This window comes from Streptomyces sp. NPDC034086 (assembly GCF_055575515.1).
Genome location: NZ_JBVISM010000001.1, coordinates 1,045,357 through 1,061,155, shown reverse-complemented (window position 1 = coordinate 1,061,155; position 15,799 = coordinate 1,045,357). Strand labels below are relative to the sequence as shown.

18 protein-coding genes are annotated in these 15,799 nt (G+C 74.2%); 7 read left to right on the top strand and 11 right to left on the bottom strand.

Translation table 11 applies throughout. The annotated features are described in order from the left end of the window. Window positions 1-25: 25 nt before the first annotated feature. Window positions 26-409: a hypothetical protein gene (locus ACZ514_RS04745; RefSeq protein WP_469124108.1), complete on the top strand. Its 384-nt coding sequence runs from the start codon at window positions 26-28 to the stop codon at window positions 407-409. On the opposite strand, the gene ACZ514_RS04740 is transcribed toward ACZ514_RS04745, so the two are convergent. From ACZ514_RS04740 to ACZ514_RS04725, 4 genes are read right to left on the bottom strand one after another with little or no spacing between them, the layout of a single operon-like run. Beyond that, window positions 375-977, bottom strand: coding sequence for a GTP-binding protein (locus ACZ514_RS04740; RefSeq protein ID WP_469124107.1), 603 nt, complete (start codon window positions 975-977; stop codon window positions 375-377). The genes ACZ514_RS04745 and ACZ514_RS04740 overlap by 35 nt on opposite strands. Next, entirely contained in the window at window positions 964-1,377 is a 414-nt protein-coding gene (locus ACZ514_RS04735; protein WP_468173779.1) for a DUF742 domain-containing protein, read from the bottom strand. Before ACZ514_RS04735 ends, ACZ514_RS04740 begins: the two co-directional genes overlap by 14 nt. Next, on the bottom strand, window positions 1,335-1,739 hold the full coding sequence (locus ACZ514_RS04730; protein WP_468173781.1) for a roadblock/LC7 domain-containing protein: 405 nt from the start codon (window positions 1,737-1,739) through the stop codon (window positions 1,335-1,337). The genes ACZ514_RS04735 and ACZ514_RS04730 overlap by 43 nt, the downstream gene beginning before the upstream one ends. Beyond that, window positions 1,736-4,078, bottom strand: a complete 2,343-nt coding sequence (locus tag ACZ514_RS04725; RefSeq protein ID WP_469124106.1) for a sensor histidine kinase — start codon at window positions 4,076-4,078, stop codon at window positions 1,736-1,738. The genes ACZ514_RS04730 and ACZ514_RS04725 overlap by 4 nt, the downstream gene beginning before the upstream one ends. Window positions 4,079-4,332: 254 nt before the next feature. On the opposite strand from ACZ514_RS04725, the gene ACZ514_RS04720 reads away from it, so the two are divergent. Then, window positions 4,333-5,364, top strand: a complete 1,032-nt coding sequence (locus ACZ514_RS04720; RefSeq protein ID WP_469124105.1) for a sulfotransferase — start codon at window positions 4,333-4,335, stop codon at window positions 5,362-5,364. Window positions 5,365-5,392: 28 nt separating this feature from the next. Here the strand turns inward: ACZ514_RS04720 and ACZ514_RS04715 are convergent, their stop codons facing one another. Both ACZ514_RS04715 and ACZ514_RS04710 read right to left on the bottom strand, forming a co-directional pair. Then, the gene (locus tag ACZ514_RS04715) at window positions 5,393-5,896 is read right to left on the bottom strand and encodes a metallophosphoesterase family protein (protein ID WP_468173787.1); all 504 of its coding nucleotides are present in this window, start codon (window positions 5,894-5,896) and stop codon (window positions 5,393-5,395) included. Window positions 5,897-6,043: 147 nt separating this feature from the next. Beyond that, window positions 6,044-6,649: a TIGR03086 family metal-binding protein gene (locus ACZ514_RS04710; protein WP_468173789.1), complete on the bottom strand. Its 606-nt coding sequence runs from the start codon at window positions 6,647-6,649 to the stop codon at window positions 6,044-6,046. 417 nt (window positions 6,650-7,066) lie between these two features. Between ACZ514_RS04710 and ACZ514_RS04705 the strand changes: the two genes are divergently transcribed. The 3 genes from ACZ514_RS04705 (at window position 7,067) to ACZ514_RS04695 (ending at window position 9,162) form a co-directional block, all read left to right on the top strand. Continuing rightward, a complete protein-coding gene (locus tag ACZ514_RS04705) occupies window positions 7,067-7,831 on the top strand; it encodes a GNAT family N-acetyltransferase (protein WP_469124104.1) in 765 nt (254 codons plus the stop codon). An 80-nt stretch (window positions 7,832-7,911) separates the two neighbouring features. After that, on the top strand, window positions 7,912-8,136 hold the full coding sequence (gene infA, locus ACZ514_RS04700; RefSeq protein WP_467893112.1) for a translation initiation factor IF-1: 225 nt from the start codon (window positions 7,912-7,914) through the stop codon (window positions 8,134-8,136). Between the two features lie 243 nt (window positions 8,137-8,379). Then, complete coding sequence (locus ACZ514_RS04695) at window positions 8,380-9,162, top strand: NPP1 family protein (protein ID WP_469124103.1); 783 nt, start codon at window positions 8,380-8,382, stop codon at window positions 9,160-9,162. A gap of 103 nt (window positions 9,163-9,265) precedes the next feature. On the opposite strand, the gene ACZ514_RS04690 is transcribed toward ACZ514_RS04695, so the two are convergent. Next, on the bottom strand, window positions 9,266-9,574 hold the full coding sequence (locus ACZ514_RS04690; protein WP_468173795.1) for a hypothetical protein: 309 nt from the start codon (window positions 9,572-9,574) through the stop codon (window positions 9,266-9,268). A gap of 272 nt (window positions 9,575-9,846) precedes the next feature. Here ACZ514_RS04690 and ACZ514_RS04685 point away from each other — a divergent pair, with 272 nt between their 5' ends. Then, a complete protein-coding gene (locus ACZ514_RS04685; RefSeq protein WP_468694455.1) occupies window positions 9,847-11,436 on the top strand; it encodes an SDR family oxidoreductase in 1,590 nt (529 codons plus the stop codon). A 63-nt stretch (window positions 11,437-11,499) separates the two neighbouring features. Here the strand turns inward: ACZ514_RS04685 and ACZ514_RS04680 are convergent, their stop codons facing one another. The 4 genes from ACZ514_RS04680 to ACZ514_RS04665 form a co-directional block, all read right to left on the bottom strand. Continuing rightward, window positions 11,500-11,841 carry a hypothetical protein gene (locus ACZ514_RS04680; protein WP_468173799.1) on the bottom strand — a complete coding sequence of 114 codons (342 nt, stop codon included), beginning with the start codon at window positions 11,839-11,841 and terminating at the stop codon, window positions 11,500-11,502. A gap of 411 nt (window positions 11,842-12,252) precedes the next feature. Continuing rightward, window positions 12,253-12,702, bottom strand: coding sequence for a PRC-barrel domain-containing protein (locus ACZ514_RS04675; protein ID WP_469124102.1), 450 nt, complete (start codon window positions 12,700-12,702; stop codon window positions 12,253-12,255). Between the two features lie 111 nt (window positions 12,703-12,813). After that, on the bottom strand, window positions 12,814-13,794 hold the full coding sequence (gene ppk2 / locus ACZ514_RS04670; RefSeq protein WP_468173803.1) for a polyphosphate kinase 2: 981 nt from the start codon (window positions 13,792-13,794) through the stop codon (window positions 12,814-12,816). 118 nt (window positions 13,795-13,912) lie between these two features. Beyond that, on the bottom strand, window positions 13,913-14,386 hold the full coding sequence (locus tag ACZ514_RS04665; protein ID WP_469124101.1) for a DUF2809 domain-containing protein: 474 nt from the start codon (window positions 14,384-14,386) through the stop codon (window positions 13,913-13,915). A 166-nt stretch (window positions 14,387-14,552) separates the two neighbouring features. On the opposite strand from ACZ514_RS04665, the gene ACZ514_RS04660 reads away from it, so the two are divergent. Continuing rightward, window positions 14,553-15,779 carry an FUSC family protein gene (locus ACZ514_RS04660; RefSeq protein ID WP_469124100.1) on the top strand — a complete coding sequence of 409 codons (1,227 nt, stop codon included), beginning with the start codon at window positions 14,553-14,555 and terminating at the stop codon, window positions 15,777-15,779. The last annotated feature ends 20 nt before the right edge of the window (window positions 15,780-15,799 follow it).

Below are 15,799 nucleotides of genomic sequence, written 5' to 3'. Positions count from 1 at the left end.
CGGGACCGATATCGGGGGGACCCACGTGACGCGGGAGCCGCAGGCGCACGGGCAGGACGGGGCGGACGCCGGCCTCGACACGGTGGTCTGGGGTCGTTGCCGCGCCGGGACCGGCTGGTTCTGGATGGCCCGCCACACCGCGTGGGACGGCAGCGTGCGGCGCGCCGCGCACGGGTGGAGCGGGAACCAGGACGACGCGATGCGCGCGGGTGCCGCCGCGGCGCGGGACCTGGCGGCCGGCACCCGCGCGCAGGTGTTCCTGCGGCACCGGGCCGCCGAGTGCGCGTTGCAGGTGCTGCTGGAGGACGGCGCGCCGGCCGACCGCGATCCGGCGTGCGCCCGGCTCGCCGTGCCGCCCGCGGCCCGGTGTCCCGTCAGGTGCCGGCCGGGGCCGCCGCCCGGGAGATGACCACGTCGAGCAGGGCCAGCAGCGCGTCGCGGGCCTCCGCGCGGGAGCGGGCGTCCAGCAGGAGGACGGGGGTGGCGGGGTCCCTCAGGTGCAGTGCGGCGGCGATCTCCGCGGGGGTGTAGGGCTGTTCGCCGTGGAAGCAGTTCGCGCCGACGACGAACGGCAGCCCCCGGCTCTCGAAGAAGTCGATCGCCGGGAAGCCCCGGTCGAGGCGCCGGGTGTCGACGAGCACCAGTGCCCCGAGGGCCCCGTGGAGCAGGTCGTCCCACATGAACCAGAACCGCTCCTGGCCGGGCGTGCCGAACAGGTAGAGGACGACTCCGGCGTCGGCGAGGGTGATCCGGCCGAAGTCCATCGCGACGGTGGTCAGTGTCTTGGACTCGATGCCCTCGAGGTCGTCCACGCCGATTCCCGCACTCGTGAGGCGTTCCTCCGTGCGCAGCGGCTCGATCTCGGAGACCGATGCGACCAGGGTCGTCTTGCCGACTCCGAACCCACCGGCGACGAGGATCTTGACGGGGGACGCTCCTGGGGTGGCGAAGGCGTCGGGAGAGTCATATCCGGGCAAGGTTGTCCCTGATTTTCATGAGCAGGTGGACGTTGGTGGTCTCGGCGCCCTCCAGGGGCGGCCGGTGGTGGACCAGCCCGCGGTCCACGAGCTCGCCCAGGAGGAGCGTCATCGGTGTGAGGCGCATGTGCATGCGGGCGGCGATCTCGGCGACCGCCAGTCCGCCCGGCCGCGCGCACAGGGTGAGGACGGCCCGCCATTCGGTGGCCAGTCCGGTGTGGGCGCCGTCCTCCGCGACCGCCGCCACGATGGTGGTGTCCATCGTGAGGGCGGTCTGCGGGGCGGCGGACGTGCGGCCGTCGGTCAGCGCGTACAGCCGTGTCCGGCGGGGGCTTCGGCGCTGCGGCTCCTCGGGCATTACGCGGTCGGCGGGGACGTGCGCCCGGGGGTTCCCAGCCACTCGCCGAGCGCCTGGGCGGTCCGTACGGCCTCGCCGCCCAGTTCGCCGAGCCGTGCCTTGCGGGAGGTCACCACGATGAGCGTGCTGCCTTCTCCGCATCCGACGACGCAGAGGTACCGGTCGTCCATCTCCACCAGCTGCCGGATGACCCGGCCGCCGTCGATCTCCCTGGATATCGCCTTCATGGTGGCGGCTATGCCGGAGGACGCGGCCGCGATGCGCTCGGCCCGGTCCCGGTCCAGCAGGTAGGCGCTGAGTTTGATCCCGTCGTTGGAGAGGAGCACGGCTCCTTCGATGCCGGCGATCCTGCTCAGGTTGTTGTCCAGGATGCCGTAGATCATCTCACTGGCTGTCGTCGTCATGGCTGATCCGCTCCGAGCTCTGCTTCCACTTTCCTGGTCCCCTCTTCGTAGTCCGCCCAGGCGTCGGCCACCTCTTCGGGTGTCGCCGTGTCCCGGCCGGTGTCGGGCTCCGGGGCGCGGGGCCCTCGGAGCTGCCGGGTGAGGTGGGTCTGCGGGACGCGCTCGGGCAGGGCGGGCCGGGCGTCGGCCGGACCTGCGGAGCGAGCGGGCCGCGGGGGTACGGGCACCGGGGCCGGGGCCGGCGGGGCGCCGGCGTCCGGCGCGGGCTCGCGTACCGGGAGGCGTACGGGGACGGGCGCGGCGGCCGCCTCGGGGTGCCGCTCGGGCCGCGTCGCGGGCTCCCCCGGTGCGGCGGCGCTCCCGTGCCGCTCGTTCCCCGGGGCGGCGGGCTCGAGCAGGGCGCTCGGCAGGATCACCACGGCCGCGGTCCCCCCGTACACCGAGCGCCGCAGCGTGACCCGGGCCTGGAGCTGGTCGGCCAGGTGGCCCACGACGAAGAGGCCGAGCCGGTGCGCGTTCTCGGCGAGTACGGAGTACGGCGGCGCGGAGTACAGGCGTTCGTTCATGGCCTCGTAGCCGGCCGGCGAGACGCGTGGGCCGCGGTCCTCGATCTCGACGGAGAGTCCGTCCGCCACGAGTTCGGCGCGGACCACCACCTTCGACCGCGGCGGCGAGAACCTGGTCGCGTTGTCCAGGAGTTCCGCCAGCAGGTGGCTGATCTGGCTGATCGCGTGCGGCCGCACGCTCGCCTCGTCCAGTGCCTGGCGTTCGATGCGACGGAAGTCCTCGACCTCCGCGGCGGCTTCGCGCAGCAGGTCGGCGACGCGCATGGGTTCGGTGTGCGGGTCGGGGACCTCGCCGCCGGCGAGGATGAGCAGGTTCTCGATCTGGCGCCGTATGCCCACGGTCAGCTGGTCGGACCGCATCAACTGGGCCAGGAGCGCCTCGTCGTGGCCGAAGGTGTCCTGGATGTCCTCGGTCAGGCTCAGCTGCCTGCTGACGAGGTTGCCGGCGCGCGCGGCGATGCCGGAGGCGAACAGTCCGAAGCCGTGGCGTTCGGCGGCGAGCTGCCGGTGCCCGTCGACGGACACGGCGACCACCCGGGCGAAGGCGTCGGCGATCTGCCCGACCTCGTCCTCGCGCCCGCGCACCGCCGGAAGCGCCCGCGTCCCGACGGTCTCCCCGCGCTGGAGCCGGGCCACCACCTCGGGCAGCGTCTCCTCGGCGATGGCGACCGTACGGGTGTGCAGGCGGCTGAGCCGCCGCAGGACGGACCGCGTGGTGAGGACGAGGACCGCGGTGACGAACAGCAGGGTGGCGCCGCTGGCGCCGACCAGCCAGTAGACCTCGGTCTCCAGCGCGGTGGCCTTGGCGTCGGCGCGGGCGAGCACGCTCCGGGCCCGGTCGGTGTTGAGCGCGGCCAGCCGCGGTGCGAACGCGTGGTGCGCGGCGGGCCAGTCGTCGACGTCGGCGGGCAGCTTGGCGCCGGTCGCGGTGTCCTTGTGGTTGGCGATGACGGCGTTCTCGACCCGGAGCTTGGTCTGCCAGGCCTCGGAGGCGGTGAGCTTGTGGAACGAGGTGAGTTCGGCGGGCGGGAGGTACGGCACGATCCAGGTGTCGTACAGGTACCGGTGGGTGCCGACGGCGTTGAGGAAGTCGGAGAAGCCGGTGGCCGCCAGCTCGCGGGAGGGTCCCGCCAACGCGAGGGCGGTGTCCTCGCGCGCGACCATCTCGGTGGCGGAGAACAGGGCGACGGCGGGCCGGCTCTCCTGGGCGAGTTCGGCGTCCTCGGCGTGGCTGAATTCCTCCTGGTAGGCGCGGATGATGTCGTCGATCACACCGGTGTAGTAGCCGACCGCCTGTTCGGCACTGCCGTTGTGGGCGTCGACGCGTTTGCGGTAGGAGGCCAGGAGGTCGAGCCGCCCGGTCACGGCGGCGAGGTGTCCGCCGCCCGGCCCGGGCCGCTGCGCCGCGTCCGCGCCGGCGCCGCCCGAGAGCCGTCGGAGCTCCGCCGCGGCACGGTCCGTCGCGGCCCGCCTCTCGCGCAGGGCCTCATCGGCCACGGACGAGCCCGCCCAGCGCGCCGCCGTCACCGCGCGCTCGGCCTGGAGCTCGGTCATCAGCGTGACCAGCGGCATTCCGGTCCGCTGGCCGGCCTTCACGTCGGCGCGCAGGTGCTGCGACTGGGCCAGCAGCCGCTCGGCGGTGACGGTGACCTGGGCGCCCATCGCCACGGTCGGTACGACGGCCATGCAGACCAGCAGCGTGCGCAGGCGTACGGTGCGGCGGCGCCGGAGGGGCGACGGGCTCGGTGGTCCTTCGGGTGCCATCGCAGACATCGGTCCTCGGGAGCGGCGGAGAGGGGGACGGGCCTGAACGAGGGCGTGCGGGAACTGCCCGCACGGCCCCGCGGGGTGAGGGTGCCGATCATATCCAGCCAGTCGGAATAAACGGAGACCTTACGTCCAGGCCTTCGCGTGGTAGGAGCGCGGGCAGCGGCGTGCGCGGCGTCCGCCGTCGTGGCATCGGGTGACGGTCCCCGGGGAAGGCTGGTCGCGATCGGTACGGGTCGTCTCCGGAGGAGCGTGGTGGCATGCGCGGTCTGACGTTCGTCGTGGGTACGGGCCGCAGCGGGTCGACCGCGCTGTCGGGCATCGTCAACGCGCATCCGGACGTGCTCAGTCTGAACGAGCTGCTGTCGTCCGTGCAGAGCCGGGGCTTCCCCGAAGGCGTCCTCGGCGGTGGCGCGTTCTGGCGGCTGCTGGCCGACCCGAATCCGCTGTTCGAGCGGATGATCCGCAGCGGGGTGCCGATGCCGGAGTTCCTCTACACGCGCCGTCCCGGGCGCTTCGCGACCGGGACCACCGGTATCCCCGCGCTGTCGCTGATGGTGCTCCCGCACCTGACCGACGACCCGGACGGCCTGTTCGACGAGCTGGAGGAGGAGGTGCGCGGCTGGCCGGAGCGCACCGCCGCCGGCCACTACGAGGCCCTGTTCGGCCTGCTGTGCGCCCGGACCGGGGCCACGGCCGTGGTGGAACGGTCGGGCTACTCCTCGGACCGGGTTCCGCTGCTGCGCCGGGTCTTCCCGCGGGCCCGCTTCGTCCATCTGTTCCGGGACGGGCCGGACTGCGCGCTGTCCATGAGCAGGCACACGGGCTACCGGCTGATCTTCCTGCTGCGGGAGATCCTCGCCCGGACGGGCGCAGCGCGCGTGGAGGACCTGACGGAGGAACAGGTCCGGTCCCTGCCGCCCGAACTGTCGCGGCTGCTGGCCGAGCGTTTCGATTCGGCGCTGGTGCTGGACCGCGACCTGCCGTCGGCGGGGTTCGCGCGGCTGTGGTCCGAGATCGTCGTCCGGGGCGTCGCGCACCTCGGCGAGGTGCCCGCGCCCCTGCGGACCACCCTCGCCTACGAGGACCTGCTCGACCGGCCCCGCGAGGAGCTGACGCGACTGGCCCGCTTCATCGGCGTCGAGCCGCTCCCCCAGTGGCTCGACGCGGGCGCCGCGCGGCTGGACGCCGGCCGGCGGGGCGCCTCGCTGCGCCTGCCCGCGGCCGAACTCGCGGCGCTGCGGGAGGGCTGCGCTCCGGGCACCCGCGCGCTGGAGGGCAGCCGGGGGTAGCGGGGCGGGGGTGTGGCCGGCCGCCGGGTCAGGGGCGGGTGGGCAGGCGGTGGAGGACGACGTCGCGCAACGTCCCGTCCTCGGCGGTGAGGGTCAGGAAGGTGTGGTGCGGCTGGCGCCGGCGGTCGGTCGGCGAGCCGGGATTGAGCAGGCGCAGCCCGCCCGGGGCCGTGGAGTCCCACGGGATGTGGCTGTGGCCGAACACCAGGACGTCGGCGTCGGGGAAGCGGGCGGCGCAGCGCCGCTCCCGCCCGGTCGCGGGGCCGGTCTCGTGGACGACCGCGAAGCGCAGGCCGCCGAGTTCGGCGCGGGCGATCTCGGGGAGCCTGGCGCGCAGCGCGGGGCCGTCGTTGTTGCCGTGGACGGCGATCAGGCGGCGCGCCCTCGACTCCAGCAGGTCGAGGGTGGCCTCGTCGGTCCAGTCCCCGGCGTGGATCACCGCGTCGGCGTCGTCGACGGCTGTCAGGAGGGCTTCGGGCAGGCGTTTGGCCCGCGCCGGTACGTGCGTGTCCGAGGTCAGCAGGAGCCTCACGCGCCCACGGTACGCGCCGCACCGCCCGGCGTCCGCGTCGTCGGCGCGGCCGTGCGGGTGGTTCCGGCCGGCCGGAGCCGGACGGCGGGGCCTGACCGCCGCGCCGTGGGGCCGCCGGTGGCGGGGGCCGGCGTACCCGCGGGGCGGTCAGGGCCGCGGCGCCGGCGGTGTCCAGCCCGGGTCTCGTCCGCTCAGGCCGACCGTCCGGTCCAGCAGCGGCGCGTCGTCCGGTACGGCCACGACCGGGCCGAAGATGCCGTCGCCGCGGTCGCCCTCCTGGGCGGCCGCCAGCAGGAAGGCGTACGAGGCCCGCAGCGCGGCCTGGTCGGGGGCGTACTCCTGGCCGGTGGCCCGGGCCAGGTCCCAGCCGTGGACGACCAGTTCGTCGGCCGCCACGGCGGCCGCGACGGCGCCGGGCAGGTCCACGCCGCCCGCGCGGGTCGCCCCGGTCCACGCGCCGGGATCCCGCCAGGCCCGTGCCAGTTCGTCCAGATCCCGCGGCAGCCGCTCCCGCCAGTCGGCGGGGAGCACCGGCGCGGAGGCGTCCGGGGGCGTGTCGGTCGTCGGACCGAGGTCCTTGCGGGCGGCGTCGCGAAAGGCCACGGCGAGGCCCGCGAGGTGGCCGAGCAGGTCCCGGACCGCGTACCCGGGGCACGGGGTGGGGCCGGTGAGCCGGGCGTCGGGGACACCGGTGACGAGACGGGCCACGACGGCCGCCTGCGGTCCGAGATCGAGCATTTCCGTGCCGGTCATCCTGCGCTCCCTCTTCCGGGACGATCACGTGGGAAGGGTAGACCCGCGCCCCGGCGGCGGCTGGTCGGACATGCCCGCGCGACCGGCCGTGTCCGTACGGCGGAAGGCGGCCCGGTAGGTGCTCGGGCGGTGGCCGGTGTGGCGGGCGAAGAGGGCGGTGACTCCTTCGACGGGCGCGTCCTCCGGACGCCGCCGCCCGCCCCGCCCCGCCGCCCTCCGGCCGGCCCGGGCAGGAAAACCGGTAGGAGGGTCGCCGCCGGTTGGCTAGGGTGGGGCGCACCGTGACAGGACGTGAGGAGGTGACACCCATGAAGGCCGTATCGATGTGGGTGCTCCCACCTTCCGTCACGGTGGACGACTGACTCAGGTGTCGTCGGGAGCGCCCGTGCAACCAGGCACTCCTGAAAGGCGACACCTATGAACTCAGTGATGGTCGACCGGGTGACCGAGTCCCAGTGGCGGGCGGTGGCCGACGGCCGGACCGTGGGCCACGGCGATGTCTCGCGGCGGCCCGACGGGCGGCTCTTCGTCAGCATCGACGTCTGGCAGGACGCCGCCTTCGGCCGGCTCGCCTCCGCGATGCTGGAGGACCTGCCGGCCCCTCTCCACACGCTGGTCGGCGAGGCCGACTCCGGTCTGCGGTCCCGGTGGGAGCGGGCGGGCTTCACCGCCGCACGCCGCGAGGGGGAGTACGTCCTGCCCACCGATCCGCGCGCAACGGGGCTCGACCCCCTGCGGGCTCCTGACGGTGTGACGATCCTGCCCGGTGAGGAAGCGGAGGAGGCCCTGCTGGTGGCGCTGGACCTGGCCGTCCGCGAGGAAGTCGAGGCCGGGGCGGGATGGCGGACCATGCCGGCCGAGGTGGTGCCCCTGGCGGCCGGGCCGGTACCGCTGGACCCGTCGCGGTGCACGGTGGCGGTCCGCGACGGCGCGTACGTGGGGTACGTGCGGGTCGCCCCGGTTCCCCGCCGGGCGCGGATCGGGCTGGTCGCGGTACGGGCCGGTCAGCACCGGCGAGGCGTCGGCCTTGCCTTGCTGGCGCACGCGCTGGGCGCGTTGCACCGCGCCGGGACGGGCTCGGCCTGGGCCGAGGCAGACGCGTCCAACACCGCCGCGCTCGCGCTGCTCGGGCGGGTCGGGGCCCGACGCACCGGCGGCATCGTGGAGTTGGTGCGCACCTGACGCCCTGCCGGAGCCCACCGGCCCCCGTCCAGATCAGGACCCCCTCCAGACACGCATCACGACCCGAGGAAAGAGGAACATTGGCTCGTACGTCCAAAGGCCTGGAAGTCGAGGGCACCGTCATGGAGTGCCTGCGCAACGCCACCTTCAAGGTGGAGCTGCAGAACGGGCACCAGGTGCTCGCGCACATCAGCGGGAAGATCCGGAAGAACTACATCAGGATCCTCCCCTTCGACCGGGTGCTCGTCGAGGTCAGCACGTATGACCTGACCCGCGGCAGGATCCTGTACCGGTACCGGACCTGAGCGGTGTGAGGCGTGCGCCCGGGCCCGCCCCGGGCGCACGCCCGCCTCCCCGGCCGGCGCCGCGCGAGCGATTGCGGCCCAACTCCTGCTGCTTTCAGGCGGGTTGCGGGGTGGTGTCACGGTGAAGTGCCGGGGCCGCGGCTCTTGTCGTCCCGTCCGTGTTCCCCAATGATGCTTCCGGCGCACCCGCCGGCCCGGCCGGGATCCGCGCTCCGCCGAACCCCGACCCGCCGGAGGCCCGCTGTGCGGACGAGTCGTCACGTCCGGAGATCGTTCGTCACCGTCGGCGCCGCCCTCGCGCTGGTCGTCGCCGTGCCCCAGGTGGCCTTCGCGGCTCCGCCCCCGGCGCTGCCGGCCAACGCCGAGGCCATGGAGCTGGCCTTCCAGCCGGCGTACGACTACGACACGGACGGCTGCTACCCGACGCCCGCCATAGGTCCGACCGGGGTGCTGAACGGCGGCCTCAGCCCCACGGGCGCGCTCAACGGCAACTGTCACGACGCCTCGGACCTCGCCAACACCAACGGCTACTCCCGGTCGGCGTGCAACAACGGCTGGTGCGTCGTGGTGTACGCGCTGTACTTCGAGAAGGACCAGGCCATCCCCGGCATCAGCCTCGGCGGCCACCGCCACGACTGGGAACACGTGGCGGTGTGGATCCAGGACGGCGAGGCGAAGTACGTCGCCACCTCCGCCCACGGCGACTTCGACATCCACACGCGCGACCAGATCCGCTGGGACGGCACCCATCCCAAGATCGTCTACCACAAGGACGGCGCCGGTACGCACTGCTTCCGCCCGGCGAACTCCAACGACGAGCCGCCGGAGAACCACCTGCGGGCCTGGCAGTTCCCCGCGCTGGTCGGCTGGTCGGGTTACCCGGCGACGCTCCGGGACAAGCTCAGCCAGGCCGACTTCGGCAGTGCCCACTTCGGCCTGAAGGACGGTTCCTTCTCCTCCCACCTCGCGGAGGCCAAACCGGCGGGCATCCCCTTCGACCCCAACCAGGGGGCGGGGAGCCGGTGACGACGGTGCGGCCGTCCGTTCAGCGGGAGGAGAAGTCCTCCCGGCCCGGGCGTAGGCCTGCGGGCCGGGACCGGCTCCGCGGCGGTCGGCGGGGACGGGAGGGTCAGCCGGCGCCCTGCTGGTCGACGACGTCGCAGTCGGTGTAGGCGGTCGGCCGGGTCATCAGTGCCGAAAGCGCCTGGGCCAGTTCGCCGGTCTCGGGGGCGTCGCTGTTCGCCATGGCCTCCTCATGGGAGGCGAAGTGGACCACCGCGAGGTAGCGGTTGGGGTTGGCGCGGTCCTTGAGCAGGGTGCGGGCGACGGGCGCTCCGCCGCGCCCCTGCTCGCGGGCCCGCTCCTCGTAGGCGCGCAGCAGGTCGCGCACCTCGTCGATGCGTTCCGTCTCGAAGTCGATGATCTGCGCGAACTTCATGTCTGCGGTTCCTCCCGGTAAGGGGCCTCTCGGGTGGCCTCCTGCCCCCAGCAAACACCGTCCCGCGCGGGGCCCCCGGTGCACACGCTCGGCGCCGCGGCGAATACACGAGATCGGCGGGTGCGGCGGGGGCGCCCTCGGGCTGCCGAACGCCGGACGCCGGACGCCGAAACGACGCGGAACCGCTGCGTTTTGCGCCCCGGCGGCGTCCGGTCCAGGCTCGGAAGGGTGCGGTGCCGCCGCGCGCGGCCACCCGAGGGAGGAGCCATCCGATGGCAGGTGACGAGCGGGCACACGGGGACGCACCGGGCGGCCCGCCGCGTCGGGAGGGTGACGCGGCCGTCCCGGGTGACCTGTGCCTGGTGACCGGTGCCACCGGCTACATCGGCGGCCGTCTGGTCCCCGAACTCCTCGACGCCGGATACCGGGTCCGGGCGCTGGCCCGTTCACCCGAACGGCTGCGCGACCATCCGTGGGCCGGCCGCGCCCACGTGGTGCGGGGCGATGTGACCGACCCGGACTCGCTGGACGCCGCGCTGCGGGGGGTGCGCGTCGCCTACTACCTGGTGCACGCCCTCAGCGCCGGCCCCGGTTTCGAGGAACGCGACCGGGCCGCGGCCCGGCTCTTCGCCGAGCGGGCCCGGCTGGCCGGCGTACGGCGCATCGTCTACCTCGGCGGCCTCACCCCCGCCGGGCCGTCCCCCGAACGGCTCTCGCCGCACCTTCGCTCCCGTGCCGAGGTGGGACGGATCCTGCTGGACTCCGGTGTCCCGTGCACCGTGCTGCGGGCCGCCGTGGTCATCGGCTCGGGGTCGGCCTCCTTCGAGATGCTGCGGTACCTGACGGAACGGCTGCCGGTCATGATCACGCCGAGCTGGGTGGGCACGCGGGTGCAGCCCATCGCCATCCGCGACGTGCTCCGCTACCTCGTCGGGAGCGCCGGCATGCCGCCGGAGGTCAGCCGGACGTTCGACATCGGCGGCCCGGACGTCCTCACGTACGAGGAGATGATGCAGCGGTACGCCGCTGTCGCCGCGCTCCCCCACCGGCGGATCCTGCGCGTGCCCATGCTCAGCCCGGGCCTCTCGAGCCTCTGGATCGGCCTGGTGACACCGGTCCCCCGGGCTCTGGCCCGTCCGCTGGCGGAGTCCCTGCGCCACGAGGTGGTGTGCGGGGAGCACGACATCGCCCGCTGGGTACCGGACCCGCCCGGCGCCCCGCTCGCCTTCGACCGGGCGCTGGCCTTCGCCCTCCAGCGGGTCCAGGAGGCGCAGGTGAGCACCCGGTGGTCCTCCGCCTCCCTGCCCGGCGCCCCCAGCGATCCGCTGCCCACCGACCCCGACTGGGCCGGCGGCAGCCTGTACACCGACCACCGCGAGGCCGAGGTGGCGGCCCCGCCCGCCACGCTGTGGCGGGTGGTGGAGGGCATCGGCGGTGAGCACGGCTGGTACTCCTTCCCGCTGGCCTGGGCCGTCCGCGGCTGGCTGGACCGGCTCGCCGGCGGTGCCGGGATCCGCCGCGGCCGCCGCGACGCCGCCCGGCTCCGGGTGGGCGACGCGCTCGACTTCTGGCGGGTCGAGGAGATCGAGCCGGGCCGGCTGCTGCGGCTGCGCGCCGAGATGCGGGTGCCCGGCCTGGCCTGGCTGGAGATGTACGCGGAACCCGACCCGGTGCACGAGGGCCGGTCCCGCTACCGGCAGCGCGCCCTCTTCCACCCGCACGGTCTGCTGGGCCACCTGTACTGGTGGGCCGTGAGCCCCTTCCACGCGGCGGTGTTCGGCGGGATGGCCCGCAACATCGCCCGTGCGGCCGAACAGTCCCGCGCCCCTGCCGGGACGCCCGCCGGGCCGCCCCGCGGGTAGCCGCGACATCGCCGCGGTGCGGTCGGTCCGCGGCAGGGGCGGCCGGGCGGGACGGCCCGGGCGTCACCTGCCGCCCAGGAAGGAACGGGCGGGGACGAAGACCTCGTGCCCGGTCGGGAAACGGACCCGTACCCCGGACTCCGTCCAGGTCGTGGATTCGACGCCCTTGGCGCCCAGGACGGTGTCGACGTCCAGCCAGTGCCCGTAGGACGCACCGGGAGACCTGCCGATCACCATCCTGTACGACTCCCGTCCGGACAGGCTGTGCCGGTGCACCAGGGTCAGGAAGTGGGGCGACTCGTCGGAGTAGACGACGTTCGAGGGGGCGGTACTGCGGTACGTGACCTCGGTCCGGGGCCACCACAGGACCGTCAGGACGGTGGCGGTCAGCAGGACGCCCGCCACGGCGCCCAGCAGCAGCGTGCCGGGGGCGGGCGTGCGGCGGGCCGGCGTGGCCGGGCCGGGCCGGTCGGGGAGGGACGTGGTGATGGCGCTCTCCAGGTTCGACGCTGCTCCGCACCGGTCGGCCGGAGACGGTTCGGCCAGGAGGACGCGAAACCGGGGGCGTTCGGTTGTGGCCGGGCGGGCGGGAACGCCGCAATGCGGTGGCAGCGGGCGGACCGGGGCTCCGCTCCGGCCGGCGCGGGGCGGCGGGCCGGGCCCCGGCCCCGCGGCGGCCCCCGCAGGCCGGCACCGGACCGCCCCGTGGGCCGTACCGCCGCCGGCCGCCCCCGCCCGCCTCCCGACGATGACCGGCGCTTCACCGGCCGTGCTTCACCGGCCGTGGCTCACCAGCCGTGGCTCACCAGCCGTGCCTCACCGCCCGGGCTGCGCCGGCCGGAGCCGGGACACGAGCGCCTCCTGCCCGGCCGTGCCTTCCTTGATGGCCGCCGCCCGGTCCATCCGCCCCCAGCCCGCGCCGCTCTCGGCGTTCACCTCTTCCCGGGCGTCCCGGATCCCGTAGTGCGCGAACAGCTGCTGCTCCTCGGCCACCGAGAGGACGTTGCCGCAGTCCAGCGCCGCGCAGGGAGCCCGTTCGATGAGGGAGACGGCGTACGGCAGCACCAGACGCTGGTCCTCCAGTTCCGCGTGGCGCAGCGGGACGAAGACGCCTCCCAGCCCGGAGGCCCGGTCGGTGATCCGGACCCACTCGGGCCTGCCGGTGGTGTCGTCCACCAGGACGTAGTCCACCCCGCCCACCCGCTGTCCCTGGTCCGTGTACGCGGTACATCCGGCCATGGCCGTCAGCTGCTCCTGCGTGATCATCGTTTCCCCTCGCCTTCGTGCCGTGCCTGTTGTCACCGCCCGGCTACCCGCACTCGGCCGGGCGAAGCGGACGAACCTGCTCCGTCCCGTGTCCGCGCCCCGCCGACCGCCTCAGGCACGTCCCTGCGGAGGAGCGGGGTGCAGGCCGCGGCCCGCGGCCGGGCCGGCCAGGGAGGTGGGGGAAAGGGTGGCGGGTTCCTCGCCCGGCTCCAGCAGGGTGTCGGCGGCACCGACGATCAGGGGGTCGGGCCGGCCGACGGCCCGCTCGTCCTTGTTGTCGTAGTCGACGCGCCACAGCAGGTAGCGCATCGCCTCCAGCCGGGCCCGGCGCTTGTCGTTGCTCTTGACCACGGTCCACGGCGCCGCGGCGGTGTCGGTCGCGCGGAACATCTCCACCTTGGCGACGGTGTACGCGTCCCACAGGTCCAGCGAGGCGAGGTCGGTGGGGGACAGTTTCCACTGGCGCACCGGATCGACCTGCCTGATCGCGAAACGGGTGCGCTGCTCCGCGCGGGAGACCGAGAACCAGAACTTGACCAGCAGCGTGCCGTCCTCGACCAGCATGGCCTCGAATTCCGGGCACTGCCGCAGGAAGAGGGCGTGCTCCTCCTCGGTGCAGAAGCCCATGACCTTCTCGACGCCCGAGCGGTTGTACCAGGAGCGGTCGAAGAAGACGATCTCTCCCTTGGCCGGGAGGTGGGCGATGTACCGCTGGAAGTACCACTGCCCCGCCTCCCGCTCGGTCGGCTTGTCGAGGGCGACGATCCGGGCGCCCCGGGGGTTGAGCCGTTCGGTGAACCGCTGGATGGTCCCGCCCTTGCCCGCGGCGTCCCTGCCCTCGCAGATCACCACCAGCCGGACCCCCGTGGCCTTCACCCAGCGTTGCAGCTTGAGCAGCTCGATCTGCAGGACCCGCTTCGTCCTTTCGTACTCCTTCCGGCCGATCTTGCGGTCGTAGGGGTAGTTCTCGCGCCATGTGCGGATGGGAGCGCCGTCCGCCTCCAGCAGCACGGGCTGTTCCGGCTGGCTCGTGTCCACCCGCAGGCCCGCGAGCAGGTCATCGGCCTTCGGTTCGTTCCGCGTTCCGTCCATGCCCCGTACCTACCCGGCGACGGGCCCCTCACGTGCACCGCCGGCAAAGCGGCGCGCTCCTGCCGGCGCGGCCCTGCCCGCCTCCCCCGATCCAGTGGTCACGAGGCGCAGTCCCGGCTCACGGGTGATCAGCGCGGGCGGGTCCCCTCGCCCTCCGGTCCGCCCGTACGACGGCCCTGCGGCTCGCCGCCGCGTGGAGCAGCAGGCCGGCTGCCGCCCCGACGGCGTACCAGAGGAGATCGGGTGCGTTGAAGGTGGACCCGAGTACCACCGGGGCGACGGTGCTGCGCTGCGCGAGTTCCGCGGGCAGGGTGGTGAGCTGGAGGAATTCGACGGCCCAGCTCGCGGCCAGCGCTGACGCGGCGGCCCTCACGGGCGGTGTCCGGGGGGCGGCCAGGACGACGAGGGTGAGCAGCAGGACGGTGTACAGCGCGTCTCCGCCGTACTTGGCCACGCTGCCCGCAGCCAGGGCCCGCAGCCCCAGCCCCGCGCCGACGGTCACCACCGCGGCCGCGGCGGCGGCCCGACGGATCCGTACCGCGTCCGGGGCGGGTCCGGCGGCGCGGTCACGGGTTCGGGTGAGGGGCTCCACGGGGTCATCCTGCCGCAGCCGCGCGGGGGCCCGGCACCGGGCCGGACCCCCGGCGGTGTCCCCGGGGCGCGGCGGAGGACGGCGAGGCCGCAGGCCGGGATCGGCGCCCGCGTGATCACGGCCACCCGGGCGTGATCATCTCGGCCGACGGGGAACAGGCGAAGGTATGCCCCGAATCGCACGTCCCTTCCCTCCCTCCCGTCACCTCCTGCGCCGGCTGCTGTCCCGGCGGCGCGACCCCGTGGTGGTGCAGAGCGTCCGTTCCACCGGGGCCGCCGTGGTGTCGTACGTCGTCGCGCTCCAGCTCAGCCACGAGCCTGCGCCGCTGACGGCCCCTCTCACCGCCCTGCTCGTGGTGCAGGTGACCCTGTACTCCACCCTCACCACCGGGGTGCGCCGGGTGAACTCGGTCGTGGCCGGGGTCCTGATCGCGATCGGCTTCAGCGCGCTCGTGGGCCTGACCTGGTGGAGCCTCGGGCTGGTCATCCTCGCCTCGCTGGTGGTCGGACACCTGGTCCGGGTGGACGAGTTCGTCCCCGAGGTGGCGATCAGCGCGATGCTGGTCCTCGGCGTCACACGGGTGGCCGACACCGCCTGGGACAGGGTGCTGGAAACGCTGATCGGCGCGGTGGTCGGGCTGGGCTTCAACGTGCTGTTCGCCCCGCCGGTCTGGGTGGAGCCCGCCAGCCGGGCGATCGACGACCTCGCTTCCCGCATGGCCGCGCTCATGACCGGTATGTCGGACGAGCTCACCGGGCGCACCAGCGTCGCGGGGGCCGCACTGCGGCTGTACGAGGCGCGCCGGCTCGACAACGACATCGCCGAGGTGGACGCCGCCCTGCGCCAGGCGGAGGACAGCCTGCGCATGAACCCGCGCGTGCGGGAAGGGCTGATGTTCCGGCTGGTCCTGCGTACGGGCCTGGACACGCTCGAGATCTGCGCGGTGGTCCTGCGCGTCTCGGCGCGGGCGCTCACCGACCTGGCGAAGGCCCGCACCGACGAGCCGCTGTTCACCCCCGCGGTGACCGCGGCCCTCCAGGACCTCTTCGGGCACATGGCACTCGCCGTGCACAGCTTCTCGCGGCTGATCACCGCCCAGGTCACCACGAACGCCGAGCAGCAGGAGGAGCGGCTCACGCGCGAGCTGGGGATGGCGCGGGAGAGCCGGGACCTGCTGGCACGCCTGCTGCTGGAGCAGCTGCACACCTCACCGGCGCAGTGGCAGCTGCACGGCGCCCTGCTCGCCGACGTCGACCGGGTGCTGGACGAACTCGACGTGGACAAGCGGTCCCAGCGGCTCATGGAGGAACTGGACCGGCACTCCCGGCTGCGTCACGAGCGCGGCAGCCGGGTCCACCGCGCGGTACGCCGGGTGGGCCTCCGCCGCCCTTAGGCCCCTTGGGCCCGTCGTCG

Bases quoted from the DNA above. Each gene is read 5' to 3' on its own strand.
- ACZ514_RS04690 (WP_468173795.1), bottom strand. From the start codon at position 9,574: ATGAAGTTCGCGCAGATCATCGACTTCGAGACGGAACGCATCGACGAG.
- ACZ514_RS04720 (WP_469124105.1), top strand. From the start codon at position 4,333: ATGCGCGGTCTGACGTTCGTCGTGGGTACGGGCCGCAGCGGGTCGACC.
- ACZ514_RS04725 (WP_469124106.1), bottom strand. From the start codon at position 4,078: ATGTCTGCGATGGCACCCGAAGGACCACCGAGCCCGTCGCCCCTCCGG.
- ppk2 (WP_468173803.1), bottom strand. From the start codon at position 13,794: ATGGACGGAACGCGGAACGAACCGAAGGCCGATGACCTGCTCGCGGGC.
- ACZ514_RS04685 (WP_468694455.1), top strand. From the start codon at position 9,847: ATGGCAGGTGACGAGCGGGCACACGGGGACGCACCGGGCGGCCCGCCG.
- ACZ514_RS04705 (WP_469124104.1), top strand. From the start codon at position 7,067: ATGAACTCAGTGATGGTCGACCGGGTGACCGAGTCCCAGTGGCGGGCG.
- ACZ514_RS04675 (WP_469124102.1), bottom strand. From the start codon at position 12,702: ATGATCACGCAGGAGCAGCTGACGGCCATGGCCGGATGTACCGCGTAC.
- ACZ514_RS04710 (WP_468173789.1), bottom strand. From the start codon at position 6,649: ATGACCGGCACGGAAATGCTCGATCTCGGACCGCAGGCGGCCGTCGTG.
- ACZ514_RS04660 (WP_469124100.1), top strand. From the start codon at position 14,553: ATGCCCCGAATCGCACGTCCCTTCCCTCCCTCCCGTCACCTCCTGCGC.
- ACZ514_RS04730 (WP_468173781.1), bottom strand. From the start codon at position 1,739: ATGACGACGACAGCCAGTGAGATGATCTACGGCATCCTGGACAACAAC.